Origin of the sequence: Halomonas sp. HL-93 (assembly GCF_900086985.1) — a bacterium.
Lineage (GTDB): Bacteria > Pseudomonadota > Gammaproteobacteria > Pseudomonadales > Halomonadaceae > Vreelandella.
Genome location: NZ_LT593974.1, coordinates 10946 through 33869, shown reverse-complemented (window position 1 = coordinate 33869; position 22924 = coordinate 10946). Strand labels below are relative to the sequence as shown.

Annotated in this window: 25 protein-coding genes; 2 read left to right on the top strand and 23 right to left on the bottom strand. The window is 56.7% G+C overall.

Annotated features, from left to right (window positions below; translation table 11 throughout):
- Nucleotides 1-54: 54 nt before the first annotated feature.
- The 6 genes from GA0071314_RS00175 to GA0071314_RS00150 form a co-directional block, all read right to left on the bottom strand.
- Complete coding sequence (locus GA0071314_RS00175) at nt 55-735, bottom strand: FKBP-type peptidyl-prolyl cis-trans isomerase (RefSeq protein ID WP_074394763.1); 681 nt, start codon at nt 733-735, stop codon at nt 55-57.
- Nucleotides 736-861: 126 nt separating this feature from the next.
- Nucleotides 862-1305: a universal stress protein gene (locus tag GA0071314_RS00170; protein ID WP_074394762.1), complete on the bottom strand. Its 444-nt coding sequence runs from the start codon at nt 1303-1305 to the stop codon at nt 862-864.
- 21 nt (nt 1306-1326) lie between these two features.
- Entirely contained in the window at nt 1327-2610 is a 1284-nt protein-coding gene (locus GA0071314_RS00165; RefSeq protein WP_074394761.1) for a TRAP transporter large permease, read from the bottom strand.
- A gap of 27 nt (nt 2611-2637) precedes the next feature.
- Nucleotides 2638-3216: a TRAP transporter small permease gene (locus tag GA0071314_RS00160; RefSeq protein ID WP_074394760.1), complete on the bottom strand. Its 579-nt coding sequence runs from the start codon at nt 3214-3216 to the stop codon at nt 2638-2640.
- A gap of 253 nt (nt 3217-3469) precedes the next feature.
- Nucleotides 3470-4492, bottom strand: coding sequence for a TRAP transporter substrate-binding protein (locus tag GA0071314_RS00155; RefSeq protein ID WP_074394759.1), 1023 nt, complete (start codon nt 4490-4492; stop codon nt 3470-3472).
- 171 nt (nt 4493-4663) lie between these two features.
- Nucleotides 4664-5251, bottom strand: coding sequence for a TIGR02444 family protein (locus GA0071314_RS00150; protein WP_074394758.1), 588 nt, complete (start codon nt 5249-5251; stop codon nt 4664-4666).
- A gap of 29 nt (nt 5252-5280) precedes the next feature.
- Here GA0071314_RS00150 and GA0071314_RS00145 point away from each other — a divergent pair, with 29 nt between their 5' ends.
- Nucleotides 5281-7239 carry an ABC-F family ATP-binding cassette domain-containing protein gene (locus GA0071314_RS00145; RefSeq protein ID WP_074394757.1) on the top strand — a complete coding sequence of 653 codons (1959 nt, stop codon included), beginning with the start codon at nt 5281-5283 and terminating at the stop codon, nt 7237-7239.
- Here GA0071314_RS00145 and dtd read toward each other — a convergent pair.
- The 10 genes from dtd to GA0071314_RS00095 form a co-directional block, all read right to left on the bottom strand.
- Nucleotides 7236-7673, bottom strand: a complete 438-nt coding sequence (dtd, locus tag GA0071314_RS00140; RefSeq protein WP_074398357.1) for a D-aminoacyl-tRNA deacylase — start codon at nt 7671-7673, stop codon at nt 7236-7238. The genes GA0071314_RS00145 and dtd overlap by 4 nt on opposite strands.
- 51 nt (nt 7674-7724) lie before the next feature.
- Complete coding sequence (locus tag GA0071314_RS00135; protein ID WP_074394756.1) at nt 7725-8294, bottom strand: chalcone isomerase family protein; 570 nt, start codon at nt 8292-8294, stop codon at nt 7725-7727.
- A 154-nt stretch (nt 8295-8448) separates the two neighbouring features.
- Complete coding sequence (locus GA0071314_RS00130; protein ID WP_074394755.1) at nt 8449-9291, bottom strand: universal stress protein; 843 nt, start codon at nt 9289-9291, stop codon at nt 8449-8451.
- A 133-nt stretch (nt 9292-9424) separates the two neighbouring features.
- A complete protein-coding gene (gene thiD, locus GA0071314_RS00125) occupies nt 9425-10255 on the bottom strand; it encodes a bifunctional hydroxymethylpyrimidine kinase/phosphomethylpyrimidine kinase (RefSeq protein WP_074394754.1) in 831 nt (276 codons plus the stop codon).
- 121 nt (nt 10256-10376) lie between these two features.
- The gene (locus GA0071314_RS00120; RefSeq protein WP_074394753.1) at nt 10377-11489 is read right to left on the bottom strand and encodes a TRAP transporter substrate-binding protein; all 1113 of its coding nucleotides are present in this window, start codon (nt 11487-11489) and stop codon (nt 10377-10379) included.
- 177 nt (nt 11490-11666) lie between these two features.
- Nucleotides 11667-13073 carry a TRAP transporter large permease gene (locus GA0071314_RS00115; RefSeq protein ID WP_074394752.1) on the bottom strand — a complete coding sequence of 469 codons (1407 nt, stop codon included), beginning with the start codon at nt 13071-13073 and terminating at the stop codon, nt 11667-11669.
- Nucleotides 13073-13633 carry a TRAP transporter small permease subunit gene (locus tag GA0071314_RS00110; RefSeq protein WP_074394751.1) on the bottom strand — a complete coding sequence of 187 codons (561 nt, stop codon included), beginning with the start codon at nt 13631-13633 and terminating at the stop codon, nt 13073-13075. The genes GA0071314_RS00115 and GA0071314_RS00110 overlap by 1 nt, the downstream gene beginning before the upstream one ends.
- Before the next feature lie 102 nt (nt 13634-13735).
- A complete protein-coding gene (locus tag GA0071314_RS00105; RefSeq protein WP_074394750.1) occupies nt 13736-14542 on the bottom strand; it encodes an endonuclease/exonuclease/phosphatase family protein in 807 nt (268 codons plus the stop codon).
- A gap of 35 nt (nt 14543-14577) precedes the next feature.
- A complete protein-coding gene (locus tag GA0071314_RS00100; RefSeq protein ID WP_074394749.1) occupies nt 14578-15210 on the bottom strand; it encodes a thiol:disulfide interchange protein DsbA/DsbL in 633 nt (210 codons plus the stop codon).
- 109 nt (nt 15211-15319) lie between these two features.
- Nucleotides 15320-15940, bottom strand: a complete 621-nt coding sequence (locus GA0071314_RS00095; RefSeq protein WP_074394748.1) for a c-type cytochrome — start codon at nt 15938-15940, stop codon at nt 15320-15322.
- A 218-nt stretch (nt 15941-16158) separates the two neighbouring features.
- Here GA0071314_RS00095 and yihA point away from each other — a divergent pair, with 218 nt between their 5' ends.
- A complete protein-coding gene (gene yihA / locus GA0071314_RS00090) occupies nt 16159-16794 on the top strand; it encodes a ribosome biogenesis GTP-binding protein YihA/YsxC (protein WP_074394747.1) in 636 nt (211 codons plus the stop codon).
- Here yihA and GA0071314_RS00085 read toward each other — a convergent pair.
- From GA0071314_RS00085 to argH, 7 genes are all read right to left on the bottom strand, one after another.
- Nucleotides 16788-17525: an HAD family hydrolase gene (locus GA0071314_RS00085; protein ID WP_074394746.1), complete on the bottom strand. Its 738-nt coding sequence runs from the start codon at nt 17523-17525 to the stop codon at nt 16788-16790. The genes yihA and GA0071314_RS00085 overlap by 7 nt on opposite strands.
- Entirely contained in the window at nt 17522-18433 is a 912-nt protein-coding gene (locus tag GA0071314_RS00080) for a tyrosine recombinase XerC (RefSeq protein WP_074394745.1), read from the bottom strand. The genes GA0071314_RS00085 and GA0071314_RS00080 overlap by 4 nt, the downstream gene beginning before the upstream one ends.
- Nucleotides 18426-19136, bottom strand: a complete 711-nt coding sequence (locus GA0071314_RS00075; protein ID WP_074394744.1) for a DUF484 family protein — start codon at nt 19134-19136, stop codon at nt 18426-18428. The genes GA0071314_RS00080 and GA0071314_RS00075 overlap by 8 nt, the downstream gene beginning before the upstream one ends.
- A 66-nt stretch (nt 19137-19202) precedes the next feature.
- Nucleotides 19203-20036, bottom strand: a complete 834-nt coding sequence (dapF, locus tag GA0071314_RS00070; protein WP_074394743.1) for a diaminopimelate epimerase — start codon at nt 20034-20036, stop codon at nt 19203-19205.
- Nucleotides 20036-21307, bottom strand: coding sequence for a diaminopimelate decarboxylase (gene lysA / locus GA0071314_RS00065; RefSeq protein ID WP_074394742.1), 1272 nt, complete (start codon nt 21305-21307; stop codon nt 20036-20038). The genes dapF and lysA overlap by 1 nt, the downstream gene beginning before the upstream one ends.
- Nucleotides 21308-21418 (bottom strand): LPS translocon maturation chaperone LptM, encoded by a 111-nt coding sequence (gene lptM, locus GA0071314_RS00060; RefSeq protein WP_082925969.1) that lies wholly within the window; start codon nt 21416-21418, stop codon nt 21308-21310.
- Entirely contained in the window at nt 21415-22821 is a 1407-nt protein-coding gene (gene argH, locus GA0071314_RS00055; RefSeq protein WP_074394741.1) for an argininosuccinate lyase, read from the bottom strand. Before argH ends, lptM begins: the two co-directional genes overlap by 4 nt.
- Between the last annotated feature and the right edge of the window lie 103 nt (nt 22822-22924).

The following is a 22924-nucleotide window of genomic DNA, read 5'->3' as shown; positions in this document are numbered from 1 at the left end:
CAGCAACCCACGTGCTAAACAACGCGGGGTTAGACGCGACGGCAAGGGCATAAATTACTCAACGTCCAGAAGTTCAACGCGGAAGGTCAGCACTTCATTCGGGCCAATCGGCCCTTGGCCGCTTTCGCCATAGGCCAAGTCAGCGGGAATATACAGCATCCAGGTATCCCCCACGCTCATTTCCTGGAGTGCTTCTTGCCAGCCCTCAATCACTTGATTGACCTGGAAGCTGACTGATTCGCCCCGTTCGAAGGAACTATCAAACACCGTGCCATCCAACAGGGTCCCTTCGTAATTGACCTCGACCGTATCTTCCGAGCCGGGAGACTCGCCATCGCCAGACTCAAGCACTTCGTATTGCACCCCTGAGTCCATCACCGTGACGTCGTCGCGCTCGGCGTTTTCGGCGAGAAAGGCTTCGCCTTCTTCACGGTTTGCTTCACTTGCCTCAGCCGCTTCAGATTCGCGGGCCGCCATTGACTGCTCTTGGAAGGCCATAATGGCTTCGCTCATTTGAGCTTCATCGAGCGCTAGATCCTTGCCTTCAAACACATCGCGCATGCCGTCGGTGAAGGTATCGATATCCAGATCCTCGATATCGGCTTGCATGCTTTCGCCAATTGTAACGCCCAAGCTATAGGCTAAACGCTCTTCTTCTGTTTCCGGTGCAGCAGCGGCTAAGGGAGCTACCAGCAGTAGACTAATCAACGCCGTTGACGAAATCGCTACTTTCATAAAACACCTTTTTTGCGGTGCAAGGCACCTTAATGGGAGGTTCTCAAAAGAATAACACCCGCCGACCCAAGCTGCATCTGCCGAGGTGACGGGTGTTAGCCACAAACTATTTATCGAATAGCGCCGTTACACCACCATGGTCGGGCAGTGGGCCGCACCTGCCACCCGCTGGGAGACACTGCCCAACAGCAGGTTTTTATCGCCGTTGGTGCCTTGGGCACCAACGACGATCAGATCACACTCACGCTTGCGAGCAAAGCGAACGATTGTGCGCGATGGCCTACCGCCTTTAACAAAGGCGCGTACACGGGCACTGTCAGCACCGATTTCAATCGCATGGGATTTAGCATGTACAGCAATTTCTGTGGCGTACTCTTTTAGCGCATCGTCGGGTATATCAAGTTGGTTGGGACGCACCATGGAAAGCGACGCTTCAAGTAAACTGTGGTGTTTGAACACACACAGTAAGTACAGCTCCGCGCCGGTTAACATATGCAGGCCAACGGCCTTTTCAAGTGCCTTTAGGGCGCCCTTGGAGCCATCCACCGGCACTAAAATGCGGTTAAACATTGGCGTTCTCCTTTCCGCCCGTTAGCCAGAGGCCACATCGCGCAGGAACAGTGCAATCTGCGGGAACATAATCAGCAACGCCGCCGCCAAAATCAGCATAAAGATAAACGGTGGGGTGCCTTTGATCACGTCCCAATAAGGGCGCTTGAAGATGGCAATCGCGGTGAAGATATCGCAGCCAAAGGGCGGCGTTGCCGAGCCAATCGCTACCTGCAGGGTAATCAAGATACCCACCAGTACCGGGTCGAGCCCAGTGGCCTCAACGGCCGGGGCGAAAATCGGCGTTAACACCAAAATGACCACAATCGGGTCGACAAACATACAGGCCACAAAGAAGGCCACGCAGATAGCAATCAAGACGCCGGTGGGGCCTGCATCATTCACGCCCACTGCCTCAAGAATGGTCTGAGGAATTTGCGCAAACGAAATAATCCACGAGAAGCTATTGCCCACCGCTACCAAGATAAATACCACGGCGGTAATCAGGCCAGTGGATTTTGCAATCGCGTAGATGTTGTGCATTTTCAGCGAACGGAACACCAAAAACTCAAGAAAGAAGGCGTACAGCACGCAGGCGGCAGCGGCTTCTGTGGGGCTGAAAATACCGCCGTAAATACCGCCCACAATAATCACCGGGAAGCCCAGCGGCCACAGTGCCTGCTGGACGGCTTTGCCGCGCTCTCTCCAGCTGGCTTTTGGCTCGGTGGGTACGTTTTTCACCGTCGCATATACCATGCTGTAGGCGGAGAACATCAGCAAGATCATCAACCCGGGACCAATACCGGCAATGAAAAGCTCGCCGATGGAGGTGCCCGAAATTACCCCATAAATGATCATCCCGATGCTGGGCGGAATCAAAAAGGCGATATCGCTGGCGTTGATAATCAGCGCCAGGGTGAACGAGTCCGAATACCCCGCTTTTAGCATGCGCGGGCGCAGTGGCGAGCCTACCGCCACCACGGTGGCCTGGGTTGACCCTGAAACAGCACCAAACAGCGTACACGATGCCGCTGTACTAACAGCCAACCCACCTTTTACATGGCCGATAAACGCCATCACCATGTCGATTAGGCGACCGGCCGACTGGCCGCGGGTCATAATGTCCGCCGCCAGAATGAACATCGGCACCGCGATCAGCGAGGCCGGACGAACACCCGCCATCATCTGCTGAATCAAGGTATCCATTTGGCCAAACCCGTCGAACATCATGAAAAAGCCAATGGCCGAGGCGGTGATCAACGGGATCATCATTGGAAAGCCCAGCAACAGCAGGACAATCATCGTAGAGACCATTATTGTCGTCATTGCGATTTCCTTAAGTTGTGCCCTGCGTCAGACTTCCGTTTCGGTATCTTTGTAGCCATCCACCACCCCGGTAGACAGCCATACATCCCGGGAGGTCATGTTTTTGATTGCCGTTAGCAGGTACTGGACCCCGGTAATGAAAAAACCCAGAGGCACCCACAGGTAAATAATCCAAATCGGCATCCCCAAGGAAGGCAGCACGCGCCCTTTGCTGTACATACCGTGGATGTAGACCACCGAGTAATACAACAAAAAGAACATCACCAACGAGGTGAATAGGGCAATGGCTATCATTAACACCCTGCGCCCCCCGGTGGGTAGCGCATCGTAGATCGCCGACATGCGAATATGCCGCCCGTGCCGCGCCGCATAGCCAATACCCGCGAAGGTGATCATGATAATCAGAATGCGGTTGAGCTCCTCTGAGAACATGATGCTGTTACCAAACACAAAGCGAGATACCACATTGGTAACGGTATTCAGCGCCATCAATAACACGCCAAGCGCCAGAATTACTGACTCGATTTTGCTGATCGTGGTATCTAATATTCCAAGGATGCCTGGCAACCCAGAGCGGTAGTTTTTTTCAGACTCATCTTCGGTCATGGCCGGACTCCTTTAATCACAGCAGCCTTAATACTGCCGATTTCACGTTTCCAAACCGATCTAAACGCTGGGTTGTCGAGCCACCCAAAACTAATATGTCTAGCCTAGCGGTAACCCGACGTTACTGGTTCAACGCTAGATGGACGAAGGTTAATTCACCCTAACAAATTAATGTTCCCATCTATTATATGAAAAGGGCGGCCGCTGGCCGCCCTAGGTGCTTCAACTACAATGCTTTCTCAGCGAGGACTACTTATTCGTCGTCGCTGGATACTGCCTCCAGATCGGCTTTAAACTGCTCAAGCAGCTCTTTACCGCGATCACCGGTCATATCCAGGAACTCTTCTTCAACCTGCGGCGCGCGGTCACGGAAAGCCTGGATCTGATCTTCGTCCAAGCGAGTTACCGTTACTTCATCGGAATCTTCCTGGATTTTTTCCAGTGCTTCGTCGGCCAAACCTTTGATGTGCTCAATGGTGTGGTCGTAAGCTTCAGCGGACGCCTCTTGAACCAGCTCTTTGTCTTCGTCAGACAAGCCGTCGTAGAACTCCTGATTAGCCATCATGGCGGTGGTGAACCAGCCGTGGCCGGTGAAGGTCAGGTGCGGAGACACTTCGTACAGACCACCAGACTCAATCCAGAAAATCGGGTTTTCCTGGCCGTCAATCACGCCAGTTTCCAGGCCACCGTAGACTTCACCCCAAGGCAGCGGCGTTGGCGACGCGCCAAAGGCCTCGTAGGTTTCCGACAGCAACGGGTTGGTCATGGTGCGGATTTTCTTGTTATCCAGGTCGTCCGGCGAGCTGATCTTCTCATCGGTGGTGATCACCATCTCACCTTCTGGATACATCTTGAGCAGTTCGAGATCTTGCTCCGCATAAAGCTCTGGGAACATCTCGTTGATGGCTTTGCTCTCGTCGAAGAACTCTAAAACGGTTTCTTCATCGGTGGGCAGCAGATAAGGAATAAAGAAGATTTGCGCTTCAGGAATCAGTGAACCGGTAAAACCGGGCGACTGGTTCACGAACTGAAGAATCCCGTTTTGGGTCTGCTCCATGATGTCGTCAGATTCACCCAACTCGCCAAAGCGGTAAACCTTAACAGTGTGGTCAGAGTTTTCTTCAATGTAATCTTTAAATGCGTAGGCAAATACGTCTTGTACGTCGCCTTCATATTCTTCGTGGGCATAGCGCCAGTTTTCTGCCTGAGCTGAGGCCGACATACCAACTAACAGTGCGCCAATGCTCGCCGTCGTGACTAATTTGCTTGCCTTCATGCGGTGTTCCCCTTGCAGTGGTAAGCGCGCTGTACGAGTGCGCAGAAATCTGCTTTGATCGGCGCGTTAGGCAACGCGCTATTGTTATTCGCAATGGCGCAAACACTCTGTAGCATTTCACGCCTTAAAGGCCGAATAACAGTCGGTTATTCAAAAGCAGTTAATTTTAGGCTAGCGCGCTCGCTGTAAGGGGTCAAGCTGCTGACCTAGCACACTGAAGGCGCGCTGAAGGGTCTGTTCGGCTTTTGGCTCAAAACCACGCAATACCAAATTGTGTGGCAATAAAAGGCGTTTTTGCAGCCATCTCCCAGTATCATGCGGCGTCTTCGGCATATTTCTCAAACGCATAAAAGGCTGATCAGCGTCCCAGGCCCATGTTTGCCAACGTTGAAGGTTTTCACGTTCCGCGAGCAGCTCCGCCTGTTTAACCCGTTCGCGTAGGGTTGTAATGGTCTCGCTAGGCGAGTCGGTATGCTTTAAATTGCGCCGCAAGGTACGCAACACGTCGGTAACCCCAGCCTGCCATTCTTGGCGTTCCCGGCGCAGCGCCGATAAAGGCTGAGGCATAGCATCCAGCCCATGGGCAAAAAGCCAGCCATGAAACAACAGCTCGCATACATCCACCGCGGCTTCATCCTGAAGCGTCAAACACGCCTGCTCCACCCCAGGACGCGCATAAAAAGCTAACGCAAAATCCCACAGCGGTATCTGCTGTAACGCTGCGAATCGGGTAGAATCAAGCGTAGTAGACTCTGACATCGTATGACCCATCCTTTTCGGGAGAACGCATGATCGCACTGCGCCAAGTCGCCCTGCAACGCGGCACGCAAACGCTACTCGACAACGCCGACCTCACCCTACCCGATGGGGTGAAAGCGGGGATTATCGGAGCTAACGGTGCAGGCAAATCGAGCCTCTTTAAACTGCTGCTAGGCGAGCTCGGCCCTGACCAGGGCGACGTTGAGTTAAGTGGCGGGCAACGTATCGCGCACATGGCCCAGGAAGTCGATGCGTTGGATCGACCGATTATCGAGTATGTCCTCGATGGTGACCTGGCGCTACGCCAAGCTGAAGCTGACTTACTGGCCGCCAGAGAAGCGGGTGAAGCCCACCGCGAAGCCGAACTACACGGCTTGATTGAAACCCTCGATGGTTATCGCGCGGCGTCGCGCGCTGCGCAATTGCTGGTCGGGCTAGGCTTTGTACAAACCGATCTCAGTCGCCCGCTGTCGGCATTTTCTGGCGGCTGGCGGATGCGCGTCAACCTGGCCCGCACGCTGTTTATGCCCTCCGACCTGCTGCTACTGGATGAGCCCACCAACCACTTGGACCTGGATGCACTGCTGTGGCTGGAGCAGTGGCTTACCCGATATCCCGGCACGCTACTGTTGATTTCCCACGACCGTGATTTCCTGGATGCCGTGTGTAACCACATCGTCCATATGCATCATCAAACGCTAGAGCTGTACCGCGGCAACTACTCGCGCTTTGAACGCACCCGTGGCGAAAAACTCGCGCTTCAGCAGGCCGAAGCCGCCAAGCAGCAGGCTCGGCGCGAGGAAATAGAGCGTTTTATCGCACGCTTTCGTGCTCAAGCGACCAAGGCAAAACAGGCACAAAGCCGCGTCAAAATGCTCGAGCGCATGGAAGATATTGCCGTCGCCCACGTTGACTCGCCCTTTCATTTTACCCTGCCTGCGGCTGATAAAACCTCGCACCCGCTGTTGGTACTCGACCAAGCCACACTGGGCTATAGCGGCGACGCAGGCGATGTCGCCCAATTGGAAAAGGTCAACATCACCCTGTTACCGGGTAGCCGAATCGGTCTTTTAGGCCCCAACGGCGCGGGTAAATCAACGCTGATCAAATCGCTTACCGGCGAGCTCGAACTGCTGGAGGGCAAACGCGTACCTGGCGAGCATCTGGCCATTGGCTATTTTGCTCAGCATCAGTTGGAAGGGCTAGACGTCTCGACTACGCCGTTTGTGCATGTACAGCGGCTTTCGCCTACTGCCAGCGACCAGGATATTCGCAATTTTCTGGGGGGCTTTGGTTTTAAAGGCGACGATGCCTTTGGCTCGGTCGCCACTTTTTCAGGCGGTGAGAAGGCACGCCTGGCGTTGGCTTTGGTGGCATGGCAAAAGCCCAACCTGTTGTTGTTGGACGAACCCACCAACCACCTGGATTTGGAAATGCGTGAGGCGCTCACCCAGGCGCTGGCCAGTTTTGAGGGCACCGTGATTTTGGTATCCCACGACCGCCACCTGTTGCGCGCTACGGTAGATGAATTCTGGCGGGTAGCCGACCACCGTGTTGAACCCTTTGACGGCGATCTGGACGATTATCGGGCCTGGTTAAAGGCCCGCCTGGAAGAAAGCCGCCGCGATAATCGTAGCGAAAAAAGCGAGCGCCAAGGTCAGCAGCCAAGCGGCGATAACCGCGAAGCACGTAAGGCAGCGCGTAAGGCCGCCGCCGGGCTACGCGAAAAGCTGCGCCCCTTGAAAAAAGCGCGCGACCAGGCAGAAAAGGCGATGGAGCGCGAACAAGCGGCGCTGGTGACGTTAGAAGAAACGCTGGCCGACCCTGCGCTGTATACCGATGCAGCGCGTAAAGCGGAACTAACCGACATCCTGGCCCGCCAAGCCGATATCAAAACGCGCCTCAACGATGCCGAAGCCGAATGGCTGGCCGCAGAAGAAGCCTTAGAGGCAATGGAAGCCGAGCTGCTGACCAGTGAAGAAGGCTAGCTTTCCAATAAAAACGTTACCGGCCCATCGTTAACCAGCGAGACCTGCATATTGGCACCAAATTCGCCGGTGGCCACGTATTGCCAGGCGTTATGTGACTGCGTCACCAGATAATTAAATAGCCGCTCGCCTTCCGCGGGGGGCGCGGCGCTTGAAAAACCGGGCCGCAACCCTTTATGCGTCTCAGCGGCCAGGGTGAACTGCGATACCAGCAGCAATCCCCCACCGGCCTGCTGAAGGTTATGGTTCATCTTACCGTCGGCATCGTTGAATACACGGTAGTGAAGCAGCTTGTGCAGTAGTTTGTCAGCCGCCGCTTCGCTATCGCCCTTTTCGACCCCCACCAGTGCCAGCAGCCCATGGTCGATGGCGCCAACCGTGGCGCCCTCAACCTCGACGCTTGCCCGCGTTACCCGCTGAATCAGTGCTTTCACGCTATGCCACTCTCGCAAAAACATCAGTATAACGTGCTTGCGGGCGCGTGATTACCGACCTAACAATGCGTCGCGGAAGTCTTCCCCAAGCGGTTCTTCGCCTAGCCAGATGCCAAACATAGCATTGGCCAAGTCGGCATCGCCGCCTTCAAACAACGTTTCGCCATTGAGCACTAGCCGCAAATCGTCACCATCCCAGCTCAGCACATAGCGATCACCGGGGCTAACATCGCGATAGCTGTCGTTGAAGGCCTCAAGATCACGTTCTAGCGCGCTATAGTCGCTGCTGCTAAGCGTATCTTGCAATGTTTCTGTGGTGGCGTCGGCAAACTCTTCAGCTTCGATGCCGTGGAAATAGGCCAATTCCAGACGGCGGGGAATGTCGCTTTGCGGCTGTGGATCCGTTTCCCCCTCTGCTTGGTAATACGCCCCGGCATAGGCGGTCCAGATCATGTAGGTGAAAACACCACTACCGATGAGCTCATAGCGCTGGCCGTTTTCTTCCACGGTTCGCTCGAAGCGTTCACCCTCTTCGCTCACCGTTTGCGCCCAGAGCATAGGGGAGCCGAGCAACAACAGACCGCCGACCAGCCAAACCGCGACGCGAGACATTCGCCGCATCAAACTATTGCTTATAAAAACTATGCTTATAAAAACCCTGCTTATAAAAGCATTAGTTATAAAAACATTGCTTAGTGAAGGCATAGCCAGGCACCTCTTGATATTACAATACGGTACCTATACTACACATTAATTAAATAAAAGTTCCGTATAGCTATGCTCTGCACAGCATTACGTCACAGTGAGGCTCACTTAACAGCATATCGGTCAATTGGCTCGCATGATGCGGTTGGTCTCGGCTACCGATCACCACCAGGTCAGGGGTGTGACGCTTGATATATGCACTCAAGACATCGCACGGTGGGCCATGCTCCAGCACTAATTCAACGTCAGGCACGCCCGCCAGTTCGTTCATCAAGCTGTCGACTTCCTGGGCGAGCCGTTCGCGCAGTCGCGCCACCTCATGATCGCGCCATTGGGCATAGTAAGGATGCGAGCCAAGTTCGCGCTCTCCCGGTAAGCTCCATGCATGCAAAAGCGTTAAGGAGGCGTCAGGAAAACGTTGCAAGGCCTCGCGCAGGCTATGACGAGCGGTCAGGGAAAAATCGACCGGCACCAGTATCGAACGCCAGGGCTGGGTTGGCGGCTGCGAAGCAACCACCACAGGGCAGGGGGCGCTGCGGATAATGCGCATCGACGTGGCCCCCGCGAGCAGGTCTTTCTGGCCACGTTTGCGGTGCATGCCCACGACCACCAGATCTGCTTGACGCTCGTGGGCTTCGCGAATGATCTCGACGTACGGCGCTCCGGCAACGGTCTGGATCAGCGTTTTGGGTTCTTCAAGCGCGTAATCTTCGCGAATATCTTTGAGGGTTGCGGCGATATCATCCACCACCGCTGCTTCAACATCGTGAAACACGCGTCGAGGTAAATAGGGGTCAAGCACGTGGATAATATCGAGTTGAGCACCGTCGGCATAAGCCAAGCGCAACGCCCTAGCAAAGGCGGCACGATTATCGGCGGAGAGGTCAGTGGCAAACAGCACGGTACGGGTCATCGCAAACGCTCCTCGGCCGAGCAACTCAGCCTTGTTTAGCCAGCCTGCAAGCGAACACCCTTCAGCATGGTGCGCAATGGCCTATTGCGCAAGCCAGGCAAGCCGCATTAACTGGCTGGAAGCGCTGGGGTGCTTACCACCAAGCGTGAAAGTGGTGCACCGGGCCGCGCCCGTGACCCACATTCAGCCTTACGCTGGCTTCCAGGCCAGCATGCAGCCACTGTTTGGCCTCAGCAATGGCGGCGACCGGCGCATCTGTCTCAGCATCTGGCGGGAGCTTGGCCAGGCAGGCGGCAATCGCCGACGACAGCGCACAGCCGGTGCCGTGCAAATTCTCGGTGTCAATACGCGATGCGGGCAACCAGCGGTGCTCGCTGGGGGTCGCCAGCAAGTCAGGGCAGGTCTCGCCACGCAGATGACCCCCTTTGAGTACCACATAAGGCGCGCCAAGCTGCGTTAGGCCAGGCAGCATTGCCTCCATTTCATCCAGACCGGTGGGCGATGATGCGTCAAGCAGCACCGCAGCTTCGGGCAGGTTGGGGGTAATCACGTCCGCCAGCGGCACGAGGATATCGCGCACCGCGCGGATGCCGTCATTATCGACCAGAATATCGCCGCTTTTGGCCACCATCACCGGGTCGAGGACGATCCAACGCGGCCGACACCGACGCAGCACGTCGGCGATCACCTCAGCCACGTCGCGACTGGCGACCATGCCAATCTTGACCGCATCGATCTCGACATCGTCGAGCAAGTTTTCCAACTGCTCGCGAATCACCTGGGGCGACACCGGGTATACCGAGGCCACGCCGCAGGTATTCTGGGCGATCACTGCGGTGATCACATTCGTGCCGTAGACACCAAGTGCCGAGAAGGTTTTCAAATCACCCTGCAGCCCAGCGCCACCTGACGGGTCGGAGCCAGCAATGGTAAGCACATTACGCAAGCGGGTATCGGTAGACATGGTGCCCCTCGGCAAAGTAATCAATATTCATCTAGGATACCCAAGCTGAGCCTTTTGTGCTGCCCCAAACACGCAAATGGCCGCCCGTAGGCGGCCATAGCATTGCGCGCTAATACTCGCGTTATTGCGCGTTATCGCCTTCGGGGTTACGAGCGTTGTAGTAAGCCTGCTCAGAGATCGCGTGGTAATCCTCGACCTTATCCTGGAAAGCCCGGTAGGACTCGTAGATCCGTGTCGCCAGCTCGCTGGATTCTGCCAGTTCCGCGATGACATCTTCCGAATGCTCGCGCGCCTGGGCCAGCACGTCGTCAGGAATGCGGCGCAGCTCAACCTCATGCTCGTTGACCAGCGTTTCCAGCGCATCATTGTTACGTGCCGTATACTCATCCAGCACGTTGGCATTGACGTCGCGTATGGCCGTCGTCAGGATCGCCTGCAGGTCCGCGGGCAGTTCGGCCATCGCCTCTTCATTGACGATGGCTTCGAACATCACGGTCGGCTCGTGCCAGCCCGGGTAGTAGTAGTAATCCGCCGCCTGGTGCAGTCCAAAGGCCAGATCGTTATACGGGCCAATCCACTCGGTCGCATCAATCGCACCCGACTGTAGCGACGTGAAAATCTCGCCGCCCGGCATATTAACGATCGCCACCCCCATGCGGTTCATCACTTCACCACCCAGACCGGGCATGCGCATTTTCAGGCCATCGAGATCATCAACCGAATTGATCTCTTTGTTGTACCAGCCGCCCATTTGCACGCCTGAGGCACCCGCCACCAATACGTCGACGCCGAATTCATCGTAAAGCTCGTTCCACAACTCCATGCCGCCGCCAAAGTGCAGCCAGGCGTTCATTTCCTGAGCATTCATGCCAAACGGTACGGCAGCAAAGAACTGGGCTGCCGGGGCTTTACCTTTCCAGTAATAGGAAGCGGAGTGACCCAACTCGGCGGTGCCGTCGGAAACGGCGTCAAATACCTCAAACCCCGGCACCAGTTGACCAGCACCAAACACTTCGATGGTTAAGCGGCCATTCGACATTTCATCAACCAGCTCCGCGAGACGTTCAGGGCCTTGGCCCACACCTGGGAAGTTTTTCGGCCAGGAGGTGACCATTTTCCAACGAAATTCCTCTTCTTGCGCCTGGGCGTGGTTATCGATACTTGAAACCACCAGCAAACTGGCGGACATAGCGGTCGTCATGGCAATGGCGACGGGAAGCGTTTTAGCTTTCATGCAAGAACCCTCTACTTTCTATTATTTCTTTTATGGGTAGGGAAAACACCGCCCAGCGCCGGGTACGACCCCAGCACTGGGCGGCTTACTGCAAAATCAATCGGTTGTTTTAATAATGATGGTAAGACTGCCACTTACTTGCGTTGATAGCAGCACCGCGTTTCAACCTATCATCGGTTAGCCAAACTGCGTGGGCAGCCACGTCGCCAACTGGGGAAAGAACGCCAGTAGGAGCAACATGCCCAGCTGCATCAGAATAAACGGAATAACGCCGAGATAAATCGCTGAGGTGGACACCGACGGGGGTGCCACTCCGCGCAGATAAAACAGTGCAAAACCAAATGGCGGCGTCAGGAAGGACGTTTGCAGATTAATCGCGATCATAATACCCAGCCAAATCGGATCGAGGCCCATGGCAAGTAAAATCGGCCCGACAATGGGCACCACCACAAAGGTGATTTCGATAAAGTCGAGAATGAAGCCGAGTAGAAAGATCACCAGCATCACGATAATCGTTGCGCCCACTACGCCGCCAGGCATGCCCTCGAATAGCTCCGTGACCATGTGCTCGCCACCGTAGGCCCTGAAGACCAGCGAGAACAGCGCCGCGCCGATCAGAATCAGAAACACCATGGTAGTGACGTTGGTCGTCGAGCGCAGTACATCCTTTAAGGTGGCCATGTCGAGCTGGCGGTAGGCCAGTGCCAACACTAGAGCACCAAACGCACCGACCGCCGAAGCCTCGGTGGGCGTGGCAAAGCCGCTCAAAATCGACCCCAGCACTGCCACAATCAGCACCACTGGCGGCACCAAACCTTTGAGCAGCAGCATGCCCAGCCCCGTGGTGTGGCCAAGCTCCTCCATCAATTCCTTTCGATCCGCCGCAGGCGCCATACTGGGACGCAGCCACGCCACGAGCGCTACGTAAATCATGTACATCACGACCAGGAGTAACCCTGGCACCAGCGCGCCCATGAACAGATCGCCCACCGATACCGTCTTGGGGCTAAAAATGCCCATATCCAACTGGGCTTGCTGATACGCCGATGACAACACATCACCGAGCAATACTAGCGCGATAGAAGGCGGAATAATTTGCCCCAGCGTACCGGTGGCGCAGATGGTGCCCGTCGCGAGCGAGGTGCTGTAGCCACGTTTCAGCATGGTAGGCAGTGACATCAAGCCCATGGTAACCACAGTGGCCCCCACGATGCCGGTGGAAGCGGCCATCAGCATGCCCACCAGCGTTACCGAAATGCCCAAACCGCCGCGCATGGCACCAAACAGCAACGCCATGGCATCGAGCAGCGTTTCCGCCACTTTAGATTTCTCAAGCAACACGCCCATGAGTACAAACAGTGGCACTGCCAACAGGGTTTGGTTGGTCATAATGCCGTAGAGCCGGTTAGGCAAGGCGGCAAGATAGCCACTATCGAAGTTGGCATCGATGCCCATCGCTTCCAGGCCAAGCCCCATCCCGGCAAATAATAGCGCTGTGCCCGCCAATGAAAGCGCGACGGGGAAACCGAACATCAACACAATGCAGATGGCGGCAAATAAAATAATCGGCATGAACTCGAGCATCAAACGCGCTCCTCAAGATGGTTATCATCCTTGGCAGGCGGCGCTATTCGGCCAGCCAACACGTAGCCATTCCGTACAATCTCAATCGCGCCTTGCACGATCATTAACAATGCAAACAGCGGTATTAAGGTTTTCAGTACGAAGACGGCCGGAATACCACCGTGATCTGAAGAGGTTTCCATGATGCGCCAGGAGTTGGCCACGTAACCCAGACTGGAGGCGATGACGAAGATCATCACCGGCATCAGTAGCGTTATAATACCGGCGATATTGATTAATGCTTGGCGGCGCGGCGACATGCCTCGATAAAAGATATCGACCCGCACATGGCCATCGTGGCGAAAGGTATAGGCGGCAGCGAGCATAAAGACGCTGGCATGCATGTACATCACCAGCTCTTGCATAAAAATGCTGTTCACGCTGAAGGCATAGCGGAGTAGTACAATCGCGAACTGAATTAACATCATAATGATGATCAGCCACGCAAGGGTGCGCCCGAACCACTCTGAAGCGCGGTCCAGCGCACCAATAAACGCAGGTATTTGTGTTGTGTCCGACATGGAGGTGTCTCGCGTAATACGGCTAAGGGGAGTCAGCGACCCAGACAATAGCGCATATACGCAGACAATGCAGCGGCCGCGCGCAGCCAGATGTGCTTATTATTAAACGCTTGAGCGAATCGCCGCCAAACACGCCTCGGGTAGCGGCAAATCAACGGCAATCGGCAGGTGATCAGAGAACAGGTGATCCAACACCTGCACGTCCGCCACCTCAAGAGATTGGGAAAGCAGAATATGATCCAGTGCGCGCCGTGGCTGCCAGGAAGGGTAGCTAAGCAGGGGCTTCACTGGGTGTAGCGGCAGCGAGTCATTGAAGCGCTCGTGGGCGTGAAGTTGGTCCGGCGTGCAGTTCAAATCCCCCATCACCACCACATGGCGCAGCGGCTGAATAATATCGCTAAGGTAATTCAACTGCCGCACACGCCCGCGGTGACTCAGCGCCAAATGCGCGACAAAAATATGCAGTGCATCCGGCCCCTCTCCAAAGCGAGCATGAATAGCACCGCGCCCGGGCATCGCGCCCGGCAAGCGGTGCTCCTCTACTTGACTGGGAACCAACCGCGACAACAGTCCATTGCTATGCTGGGCAATGCGCCCCAGATTGCGATTGAGTTGCTGAAAATGGTGAGGCAAGCCCGCTTTAGTGGCCAGGTATTCAACTTGGTTGATGCGGCTTGAGCGAAAGCTGCCGCCATCAACTTCTTGTAGCCCGACCACATCAAACTTGCCCATCACCTCGGCCATCAGCTCCAGTCGCTGCAACCGGCGGGGATGGGGCAAAAAATGCTGCCAGCTGCGCGTCACGTAATGATGGTACGCCGAGGTTTGGATGCCTACCTGGAGATTAAACGTTAACAGACGCAAATGGCCGCTGCTTAGCAACGGCTTACGAGCCTCCAACTCACTCATGCTAAATCCCATGCCGAATACGGCGTTAAACGGCGTTACTCATCGCGCGCTTCACGCACTTTCTCGACCAGATCATCGGCGACGCTGGGCATGTTTTCCAGGCTACCGGCGCTGCTCGGTGTGACGACATATTGGCCATCGACCACAATTGCGGGTACGCCCATCAAGCGCATATCGCGCATACGGCTATTGGCCTTATTCACGTTGCTACGTACGTTGAACGCCGTTAGCGCTTCTTTGGCTTCATCTTCACTGACACCATAATCGGAGAAGAAAGCGGCGATATCATCTTCCTCTGTCAGCGAACGCTCGTCTTGGTGAATCGCGTCAAAGAAGTCAGCGTGTAGGTCTTCCTCGATACCTAACTCTTTAGCGGCATAGAACGCATTGGCATGAGTGTTCCAATCGCCACCCATGGTCGCGGGCATCTTTTCAATCGTCACGTCGTCATCAAGGGCTTCATACCACTCGTTAACGTGGGGTTGCAGGCCATAACAATGCGGGCAGCCGAACCAAAAAACCTCAAGCACTTCGATTTGCCCGTCCTCTACCTGGGTCTCTACCGGCTCCTCAAGGGCTTCGTATTGCTCGCCTTCAACCAACTCCTGGGCACCGACCGCAGCCGACAAACCCAATCCAGCAACCGCGACCATCAATGTTTTCAACATAGTGACTATTCTCCGTGGGAAAGCGATCAGTATGACCCCAACGCTCAGTTGGGGTTCCGCGCTTGACCATACAAACGATGAAAACCATGAGCTTATTGAGGGTGGCCGTTTAATTCAAACCAAGCAGATAATTCGCAATCGCTTGCATATCGTCATCGTTCATTTTCGTAGCGATGTCGCGCATCACACCATTGGGGTCGTTATCCCGATCACCAGCGGCAAAATCTTGCAGGGCGCTAATCGTATAATCGGTTTGCAGCCCCGAGAGCGCCGGGTAAGCCGCGCTGCCAATTCCCCCACCGGTAGGGGTGTGGCAAGCGCTACAGGCAGGAATGCCTTTTTCTTGATCACCTGCCCGATATAGCGCTTCACCACGGGCCAGCAGTTCGGCATCATCCTCGGCCTGGCCTAAATGAGGCTCCTGCTCGGCGTAAAATGCCGCAACGTCCCAGGCGTCCTGGTCTTCATAGTCATCCACCTGGCCCTCCATTTGCGGCACTTCACGGTGGCCATCACGAATATCCATGATTTGCTTGGCGAGGTAGGACATTTGTTGACCCGCCAAATGTGGAAACGTACCCGTAGAACTAATGCCGGCTTGCCCATGGCAAGCCGCACAGGGCTGTGCCAGGGATTCACCAGCAGACGCATCGGCATCTGCTCGAGGATTCGCTGTGGCGGTTCCCACGGCACCCAAGATAATGGCCAAGCTTGCCAGTAACGTTCTCATCGCAATCCCATTATGGTTAGTATTATCGAAGACCACGCACGACGCACAAGCTGATGCGTTGGTCGCTGCCCGGCAGAGCACAGTGGTACACTACCCTTAGGTCACAGACACCCATCTGCGTGCAGTATAGCGAAGCCCCCCGAATAGCAGAAATGTCATCGCGCATTCATGGCCACCTTATTTCTTGTTTTTTATCTTTGTTTGTCAGGATCAATGCCATGCCTTCCTACCATGATAGTCCAGCTGTGCGACTTAATTACCCCACCGCACAGTTTATGATCAGCGCACCCACGCTTGCCCTCTGCCCGGACGATAGCGGCGCCGAAGTGGCGTTTGCAGGACGCTCGAACGCGGGAAAGTCCAGCGCAATCAATGCGCTCACCCAGCAGAAAGCGCTTGCCCGTACTTCGCGCACACCGGGGCGCACCCAGTTGATCAACTTTTTTAGCCTAATGAACAACGAGGCCTGTCGCTTGGTCGACCTGCCTGGCTACGGTTACGCCAAAGTGCCCGAAACCGTCAAGTTGGAGTGGCAGCAGCACATGTCTGACTATCTGCGCGGCCGCTTCAGCCTCCGCGGATTAGTGCTGCTAATGGATGTACGCCACCCGCTCACCGAGTTTGACCAAATGATGCTTGAGTTTGCCGATCAGCGCGACATGCCGGTGCATATTCTACTTACCAAAGCCGATAAGCTTAAGAAAGGCCCCGCCAATGCAGCGCTGCAGAAGGTGCGTTCACGCCTGAAAGAGTGGGAGGACCTGGTATCGGTTCAGCTGTTTTCGTCGCTCAAGCGCGATGGCGTCGATACTCTGGCTCAACGCCTGGATCAATGGCTGCAAACGCCTCAATAAGAGGCGTTGAGCGTTGCCAGCACACCCGGCAGCTCCTTGATATGTGCAATCTGGTGGATACCCTCAGGCAACGCATCAAAGCGCGTCTCGCTAACCCACACCGCCTGCATACCCAGCCGCTGTGCCGGTACTATGTCTTCTTCCCACGAATCGCCCACGTGCATGGCGTTTTGCGGCGCGACGTTAAGACGTGCCAGTGCGGTGAGAAACGCCGAAGGGTCGGGCTTAGGGGTCAAAAGCTCGCCGGCAGCAATCGCCACATGAAAGTAGCTGGCTAAAGGTTGGCGTTTGAGATGGATATTGCCGTTGGTAATTGCCGCTAGCTGATAGCGTTGCCTCAAGGCTGCCAATAGCTCGGCGGCCTCTGGGTGGGGCGTCACCTGCACGCGCAGGCGATGGAATTCGTTCATTGCCGCTGCCGCCCACAGCTGGGCAGCACTGCGCGGCAGGCCCTGGGCTTCTAACTGGCCTTCCAGTGCGCGCAAACGCAACCAAGTGAAGTCTCCGCGCCGCTCGGGCACCTCAACCGCCAACTGCTGGCGGCGCTTTAGGTAGTCCTGTAACCCGTCTTCAAAGCGTAACACCACGGGTGACCAGCGGCGCTCGGCCAACCACGTCTCAAGGGCTTCCAGCAACCAGCCGTAATGCCCGGTTTCCGTGCGTGCCATCACGCCGCTGTTATCCCATAACGTATCATCTAAATCGAAGGTAATCGCCTTGAGAGGGGTCATGGCTCGCTCCGTGAGGGGCGGCGTTTCGCCCGAGGATGCGCGGCATCGTAGCTGGTCGCCAAGTGTTGCCAGTCAAGCCGCGTATAGACCTGGGTGGTCGACAGGTTGGCATGGCCAAGCAACTCCTGCACCGCGCGCAGGTCCTGGCTAGATTCCAGCAAATGGCTGGCAAATGAGTGGCGCAGTCGATGGGGATGCAAGTGTTCGGGCAACCCCCGCTCGATGGAAAGCTGCGCCAAGCGCTTTTGGATCGCCCGGTGGCCTAGGCGTGCACCGCGCTGGCCGACAAACAGCGCCGCTTCATCGTCACGCGCCAGACTCGGCCGAGCACTCAGCCACGCCGCCAGCGCCTGCTGGGCTCGGCGGCCCACTGGCACTTGACGCGGCTTGCCGCCCTTACCCAGCACGCGCACGCGGCGCTCCTGCAAGGCGTCGATGTCTAGCCCGGCTAGCTCCGCCAAGCGTAGCCCACTTGAATACAGCAGCTCCAGCATCGCCTGATCACGACGCGCCAATGGCGAGTCATCGTGTGGCGTATCCAGAAAGCGCGCCAGCGTATCCACATCCACCGGGCGGGGTAGGTGTTTGGGTTGCTTGGGGGTACGCACCAAGTCCAGCGGATTATCGTCGATGACCCCTTGCGTCACCAAGTAACCGGCGAAGCGCGATAGCGCCGCCCGTCGCCTCGCTAAGCTGCGCGGCGCGAGTCCCCGGCGTCGCTCCGCACCCAGAAACGCACGCAATAAGTGCTGATCAAATAGCCCAGGCGCCTCATCCGCTTGGCGATCAATAAATGCCACGAGCGAGGCGATATCCTGACGATACGCGGCAACGGTCGCCGGGCTTGAGTGGCGCGCCAGCGAGGCCAGAAACGCCTCCGCGTAATGGCGTACTGCGGTGTCATTCATGCGGGGTTAGGCGAATCAGCAGCCGCGCGACGATGTCGCCCAGATACTCGGTAAACAGCGTATCCATGCTGGCGCGGTACTGCTCCGCATCGGGGCTTGCGAGCAGCAGATAGCCCAACGGTTCACCCGCCGAAAGCCGGGAGATCGCGCACGAGCCTGCTTTACGAGGTGCCTTGATGTGGGGCAATAAACACTTCCAGTCGCTCACGCTGAGCTTGGCGCAACGGCTTGTGCGCCCATCCAGCAGCGCCGACAGTCGTGCGCCCGCGTGCTGGTCCAGAACGTGGCGCGGCGGCTGCGGCGGCGAGGGTTCGCTATCGCTCAAGGTGGCGGGGCACCATAGCGCCATGGCGGGTGTGTTGAAGCGCTCACTAAGCTGCGTGGCCAGCGCCTGGGCCAGAGCATCACGGGTATCGGCTTCCACCAGCGCCAGCAGTGTTTCGCGCAGCCGGCGGTACTGGGCCTCGTTATGGCGGGCGGTTTCCAGCAAATGTTCAAGACGCCCTTCGGCGGTTTCAGCGCGTTGGCGTAAATCGATCACTAACCGTTCAAGCAGCGACACCGCCCCGTCGATATGCGGATGGGGAACTTGCAATTGCTGCAATAACCCTTCCCGACCCACAAAAAAATCGGGATGACGAGCCAGCCAAAACGCGACTTGATCCGGGTCGAGCGTTTTGCGAGGTTCGGGGGCTTGAGACATCGCCGTTCTCCTTGGGTTAATGAAAGACTGTTCGCTTTATCGCCGGTTAGCAAGCGCTGTGGCAGCTTAGTTAATCACCACCCGGCCGTCGAAAACACGGGTTGCCGGGCCTACCATGATCAACGGTGACTCGGGTGACGGCCACTCGATGCTTAGTTCACCGCCAAGCAAATGCACCCGTACCGGGCTTTTTAATATCCCCTGGCGAATACCGCTGGCGACTGCGGCGCAGGCACCCGTCCCACAGGCTAGCGTTTCACCACTGCCGCGTTCAAATACCCGCAGACGAATTTCACTGGCGGACAGCACCTGCATAAAGCCTACGTTCACTCGGCTGGGGAAGCGCGGATGCGCTTCAATCAACGGACCGAGGCGCGCCACCGGCGCGGCATCAACGCTTTCAACCTGTATCACCGCGTGAGGATTGCCCATCGATACAACACTCATCGCCAGCGTTTCCCCGTCTACCTCAACGTCGTGTAACGGTTGATCACCAGGCGCGTCGAACGGCACAGTCGCCGGGTTAAAACGCGGCTGGCCCATGTCGACTCGCACCATACCGTCGTGCTGTACATTCAACACCAGCGGGCCACCCGCGGTTTCCACACAGATTTCATGCTTGTGGGTCAGGCGCTGCTCGCGCACAAAGCGCGCAAAACAGCGTGCGCCGTTACCGCAGTTTTCGACTTCGCTGCCGTCGGCGTTGTAAATCCGGTAACGAAAGTCCATATCTGGGTCGCGGGGCGGCTCCACCACTAGCAGTTGATCAAAGCCGACACCAAAGCGCCGATCCGCCAACTGACGGATTTGCTCATTGCGCAGACTAGCCCGCTGGGTGACCAAGTCGACCACCATAAAGTCGTTGCCCAAACCGTGCATTTTGGTGAAGTGCAACAGCATTAGTAGGCTCCTTCGGGCAGCAGCGCTTCGCCGGCCCACAAGCTTTCCAGCGTTTCACGGGCACGCACCAGGTGACAGTGCTCACCGTCCACCATCACTTCGGCGGGGCGCGGGCGGCTGTTGTAGTTGGAGGCCATGACAAACCCGTAGGCACCGGCGGAACGCACGGCAAGCAAATCGCCCGCCGCAATCGCCAATTCGCGCTCTTGGCCGAGGAAGTCCCCCGTTTCACACACCGGGCCCACAACGTCGTAGGTGGCAGTTTCGCGCTGATGGCGCGTGTCCACCGGCACAATGGCCTGCCACGCCTGATAAAGCGCCGGGCGAATCAAGTCGTTCATGGCGGCGTCAACGATGGCAAAGCTCTTGGTTTCGCCGGGCTTTAAAAACTCTACGCGGGTCAGCATCACCCCGGCGTTGGCGGCAATCGAACGACCCGGTTCGAACAACAATGTCAGTTGCCCGCCGCCTTCCCAGCGCGATAGCCGGTTAAGCAATTGGCTGGCGTAGTCAAACGGGTGGGGCGGCGTTTCATCGCGGTAGGGCACGCCAAGACCGCCGCCCAGGTCCAGATGGTCGATCTCAATGCCGCGCTCGCGCAGTCGCTCCATGAGCACCAGCAACCGCTCCAGGGCGTCCAGAAATGGCGCGGTTTCGGTGAGCTGCGAACCAATATGGCAATCCAGGCCCTTGACCTTGAGGTTGGGCAGGCTCGCCGCCAGTTCGTAGACCGCCAGGGCGTCATCAACGGGAATACCGAACTTGTTGTCTTTAAGGCCGGTGGAAATATACGGATGGGTGCCGGCATCCACATCGGGATTGACCCGCAACGACACCGGCGCCACCTTGCCCAGCTCGCCCGCCACAGCGTTAAGCCGCTCAAGTTCGGGGCGTGATTCGACGTTGAAGCATTTGATGCCCACCTCAAGCGCACGGGCCATTTCCTGGGGCTGCTTGGCGACCCCGGAAAACACCACTTTAGCCGGATCACCTCCGGCCTTGAGTACACGCTCAAGCTCGCCCAGCGAGACAATATCGAAACCCGCCCCAAGCTTGGCTAAAAGCCCCAGCACGGCGATATTGGAGTTGGCCTTCACCGCGTAACAAATCAAATGCGGGTGGCTGCCCAGCGCTTCGGTGTAGGCGCGAAAATGGCGCGTTAACGTCGCTTTTGAATAGACGTAACATGGCGTGCCGTAGGTTTCGGCGATACGGTCAAGCGGGACATCCTCAGCGAAAAGCAGGCCGTCACGGTCGTTAAAATGATCCACTTAACCCTCCTGCTGATCGACATTATCGTCATCGGGCAGATAGAGCGGCCCCTTTTGCCCGCAACCCACGAGCAGCAGCGCGACCACGGCGAGTAAGGCGATTTTTTTCATTGTGTATTCTCCTTCACCGACGCCAAGGCTTCACGGGCGCGTTGGGCAGCAGCGCGCACCTGGTCGGGGGCGGTACCGCCGATGTGATTACGCGCGGCCACAGAGCCTTCAAGCGTCAACACCTCGAACACGTCCTGCTCAATGGTCGCCGAGAACTGCTTGAGTTCATCAAGCGTCATTTCTGACAGGTCTTTTTCAGTCTTTAGGCCGTAGGCCACTGACTGGCCGACGATTTCATGGGCATCACGAAAGGCCACACCCTTGCGCACCAGGTAGTCGGCCAAGTCAGTGGCCGTGGAAAAGCCCTTGCGCGCCGCTTCGAACATGCTGGCTTTTTTGGGCTCGATGGCGGGCACCATATCGGCAAAGGCTTTCAAGCAGTCACGCACGGTGTCCACAGCATCAAACAGTGGCTCTTTATCTTCCTGGTTATCTTTGTTGTAGGCCAGCGGCTGGGACTTCATCAGCGTCAGCAGGCTCATCAGGTGGCCATACACGCGGCCCGTCTTGCCGCGCACCAACTCGGGCACGTCTGGGTTTTTCTTTTGCGGCATGATCGACGAGCCAGTGCAGAAGCGGTCGGGCAGGTCGATGAAGTCAAACTGGGCGCTGGTCCACAGCACCAGCTCTTCACTCATGCGCGACAGGTGCATCAGCAGGATGCTGGCAAAGCTGGTGAATTCGATGGCGAAGTCACGATCGGAGACCGCGTCCAACGAATTTTCCGCCGGGCGATCAAAGCCCAACAGTTCTGCCGTGACATGGCGGTCGATCGGGTAGGTGGTGCCAGCCAACGCGGCGGCGCCCAGCGGCATCACGTTGATGCGCTTGCGGCAGTCCAGCAAGCGCTCGTGATCGCGGGCGATCATCTCATGCCAGGCAAGCAGATGGTGGCCAAAGGTTACCGGCTGGGCAGTTTGCAAGTGGGTAAAGCCCGGCATGATGGTCTCGGCCTCGCGGTCGGCAAGCTCAATCATGCCCTCACGCAGGCGGATCAGTTCGGCTTCAATCACATCGATTTCGTCGCGCATGAACAGGCGAATGTCGGTGGCCACCTGGTCATTGCGCGAACGGCCAGTGTGCAGCTTTTTGCCGGTAATGCCGATTTTGTCTGTCAGCCGCGCTTCGATGTTCATGTGCACGTCTTCCAGCGGCACCGACCATTCAAACTCGCCACGCTCGATCTCGCCTTTAATCTCACTCAGGCCATTAATAATGGCGTCGCGTTCGTCATCGGTGAGTACACCGACGCGGGCCAGCATGGTCGCGTGGGCAATAGAGCCCTGGATATCCTGGCGCGCCAGGCGCTGATCAAAATTGACGGACGCGGTAAAGCGTTCAACAAAGGCGTCGGTGGGCTCGCTGAAGCGACCGCCCCAAGACTGGTTCGTAGCTTGGCTCATCGGAGGCATATCCTGCTGACAAAACAATTAAAGTCGATAGCGGAAAGTGTAACAGAGTCGCCGTGGGGAGCGGCACGCCGTTTTTATAACGATGGCATCCAAG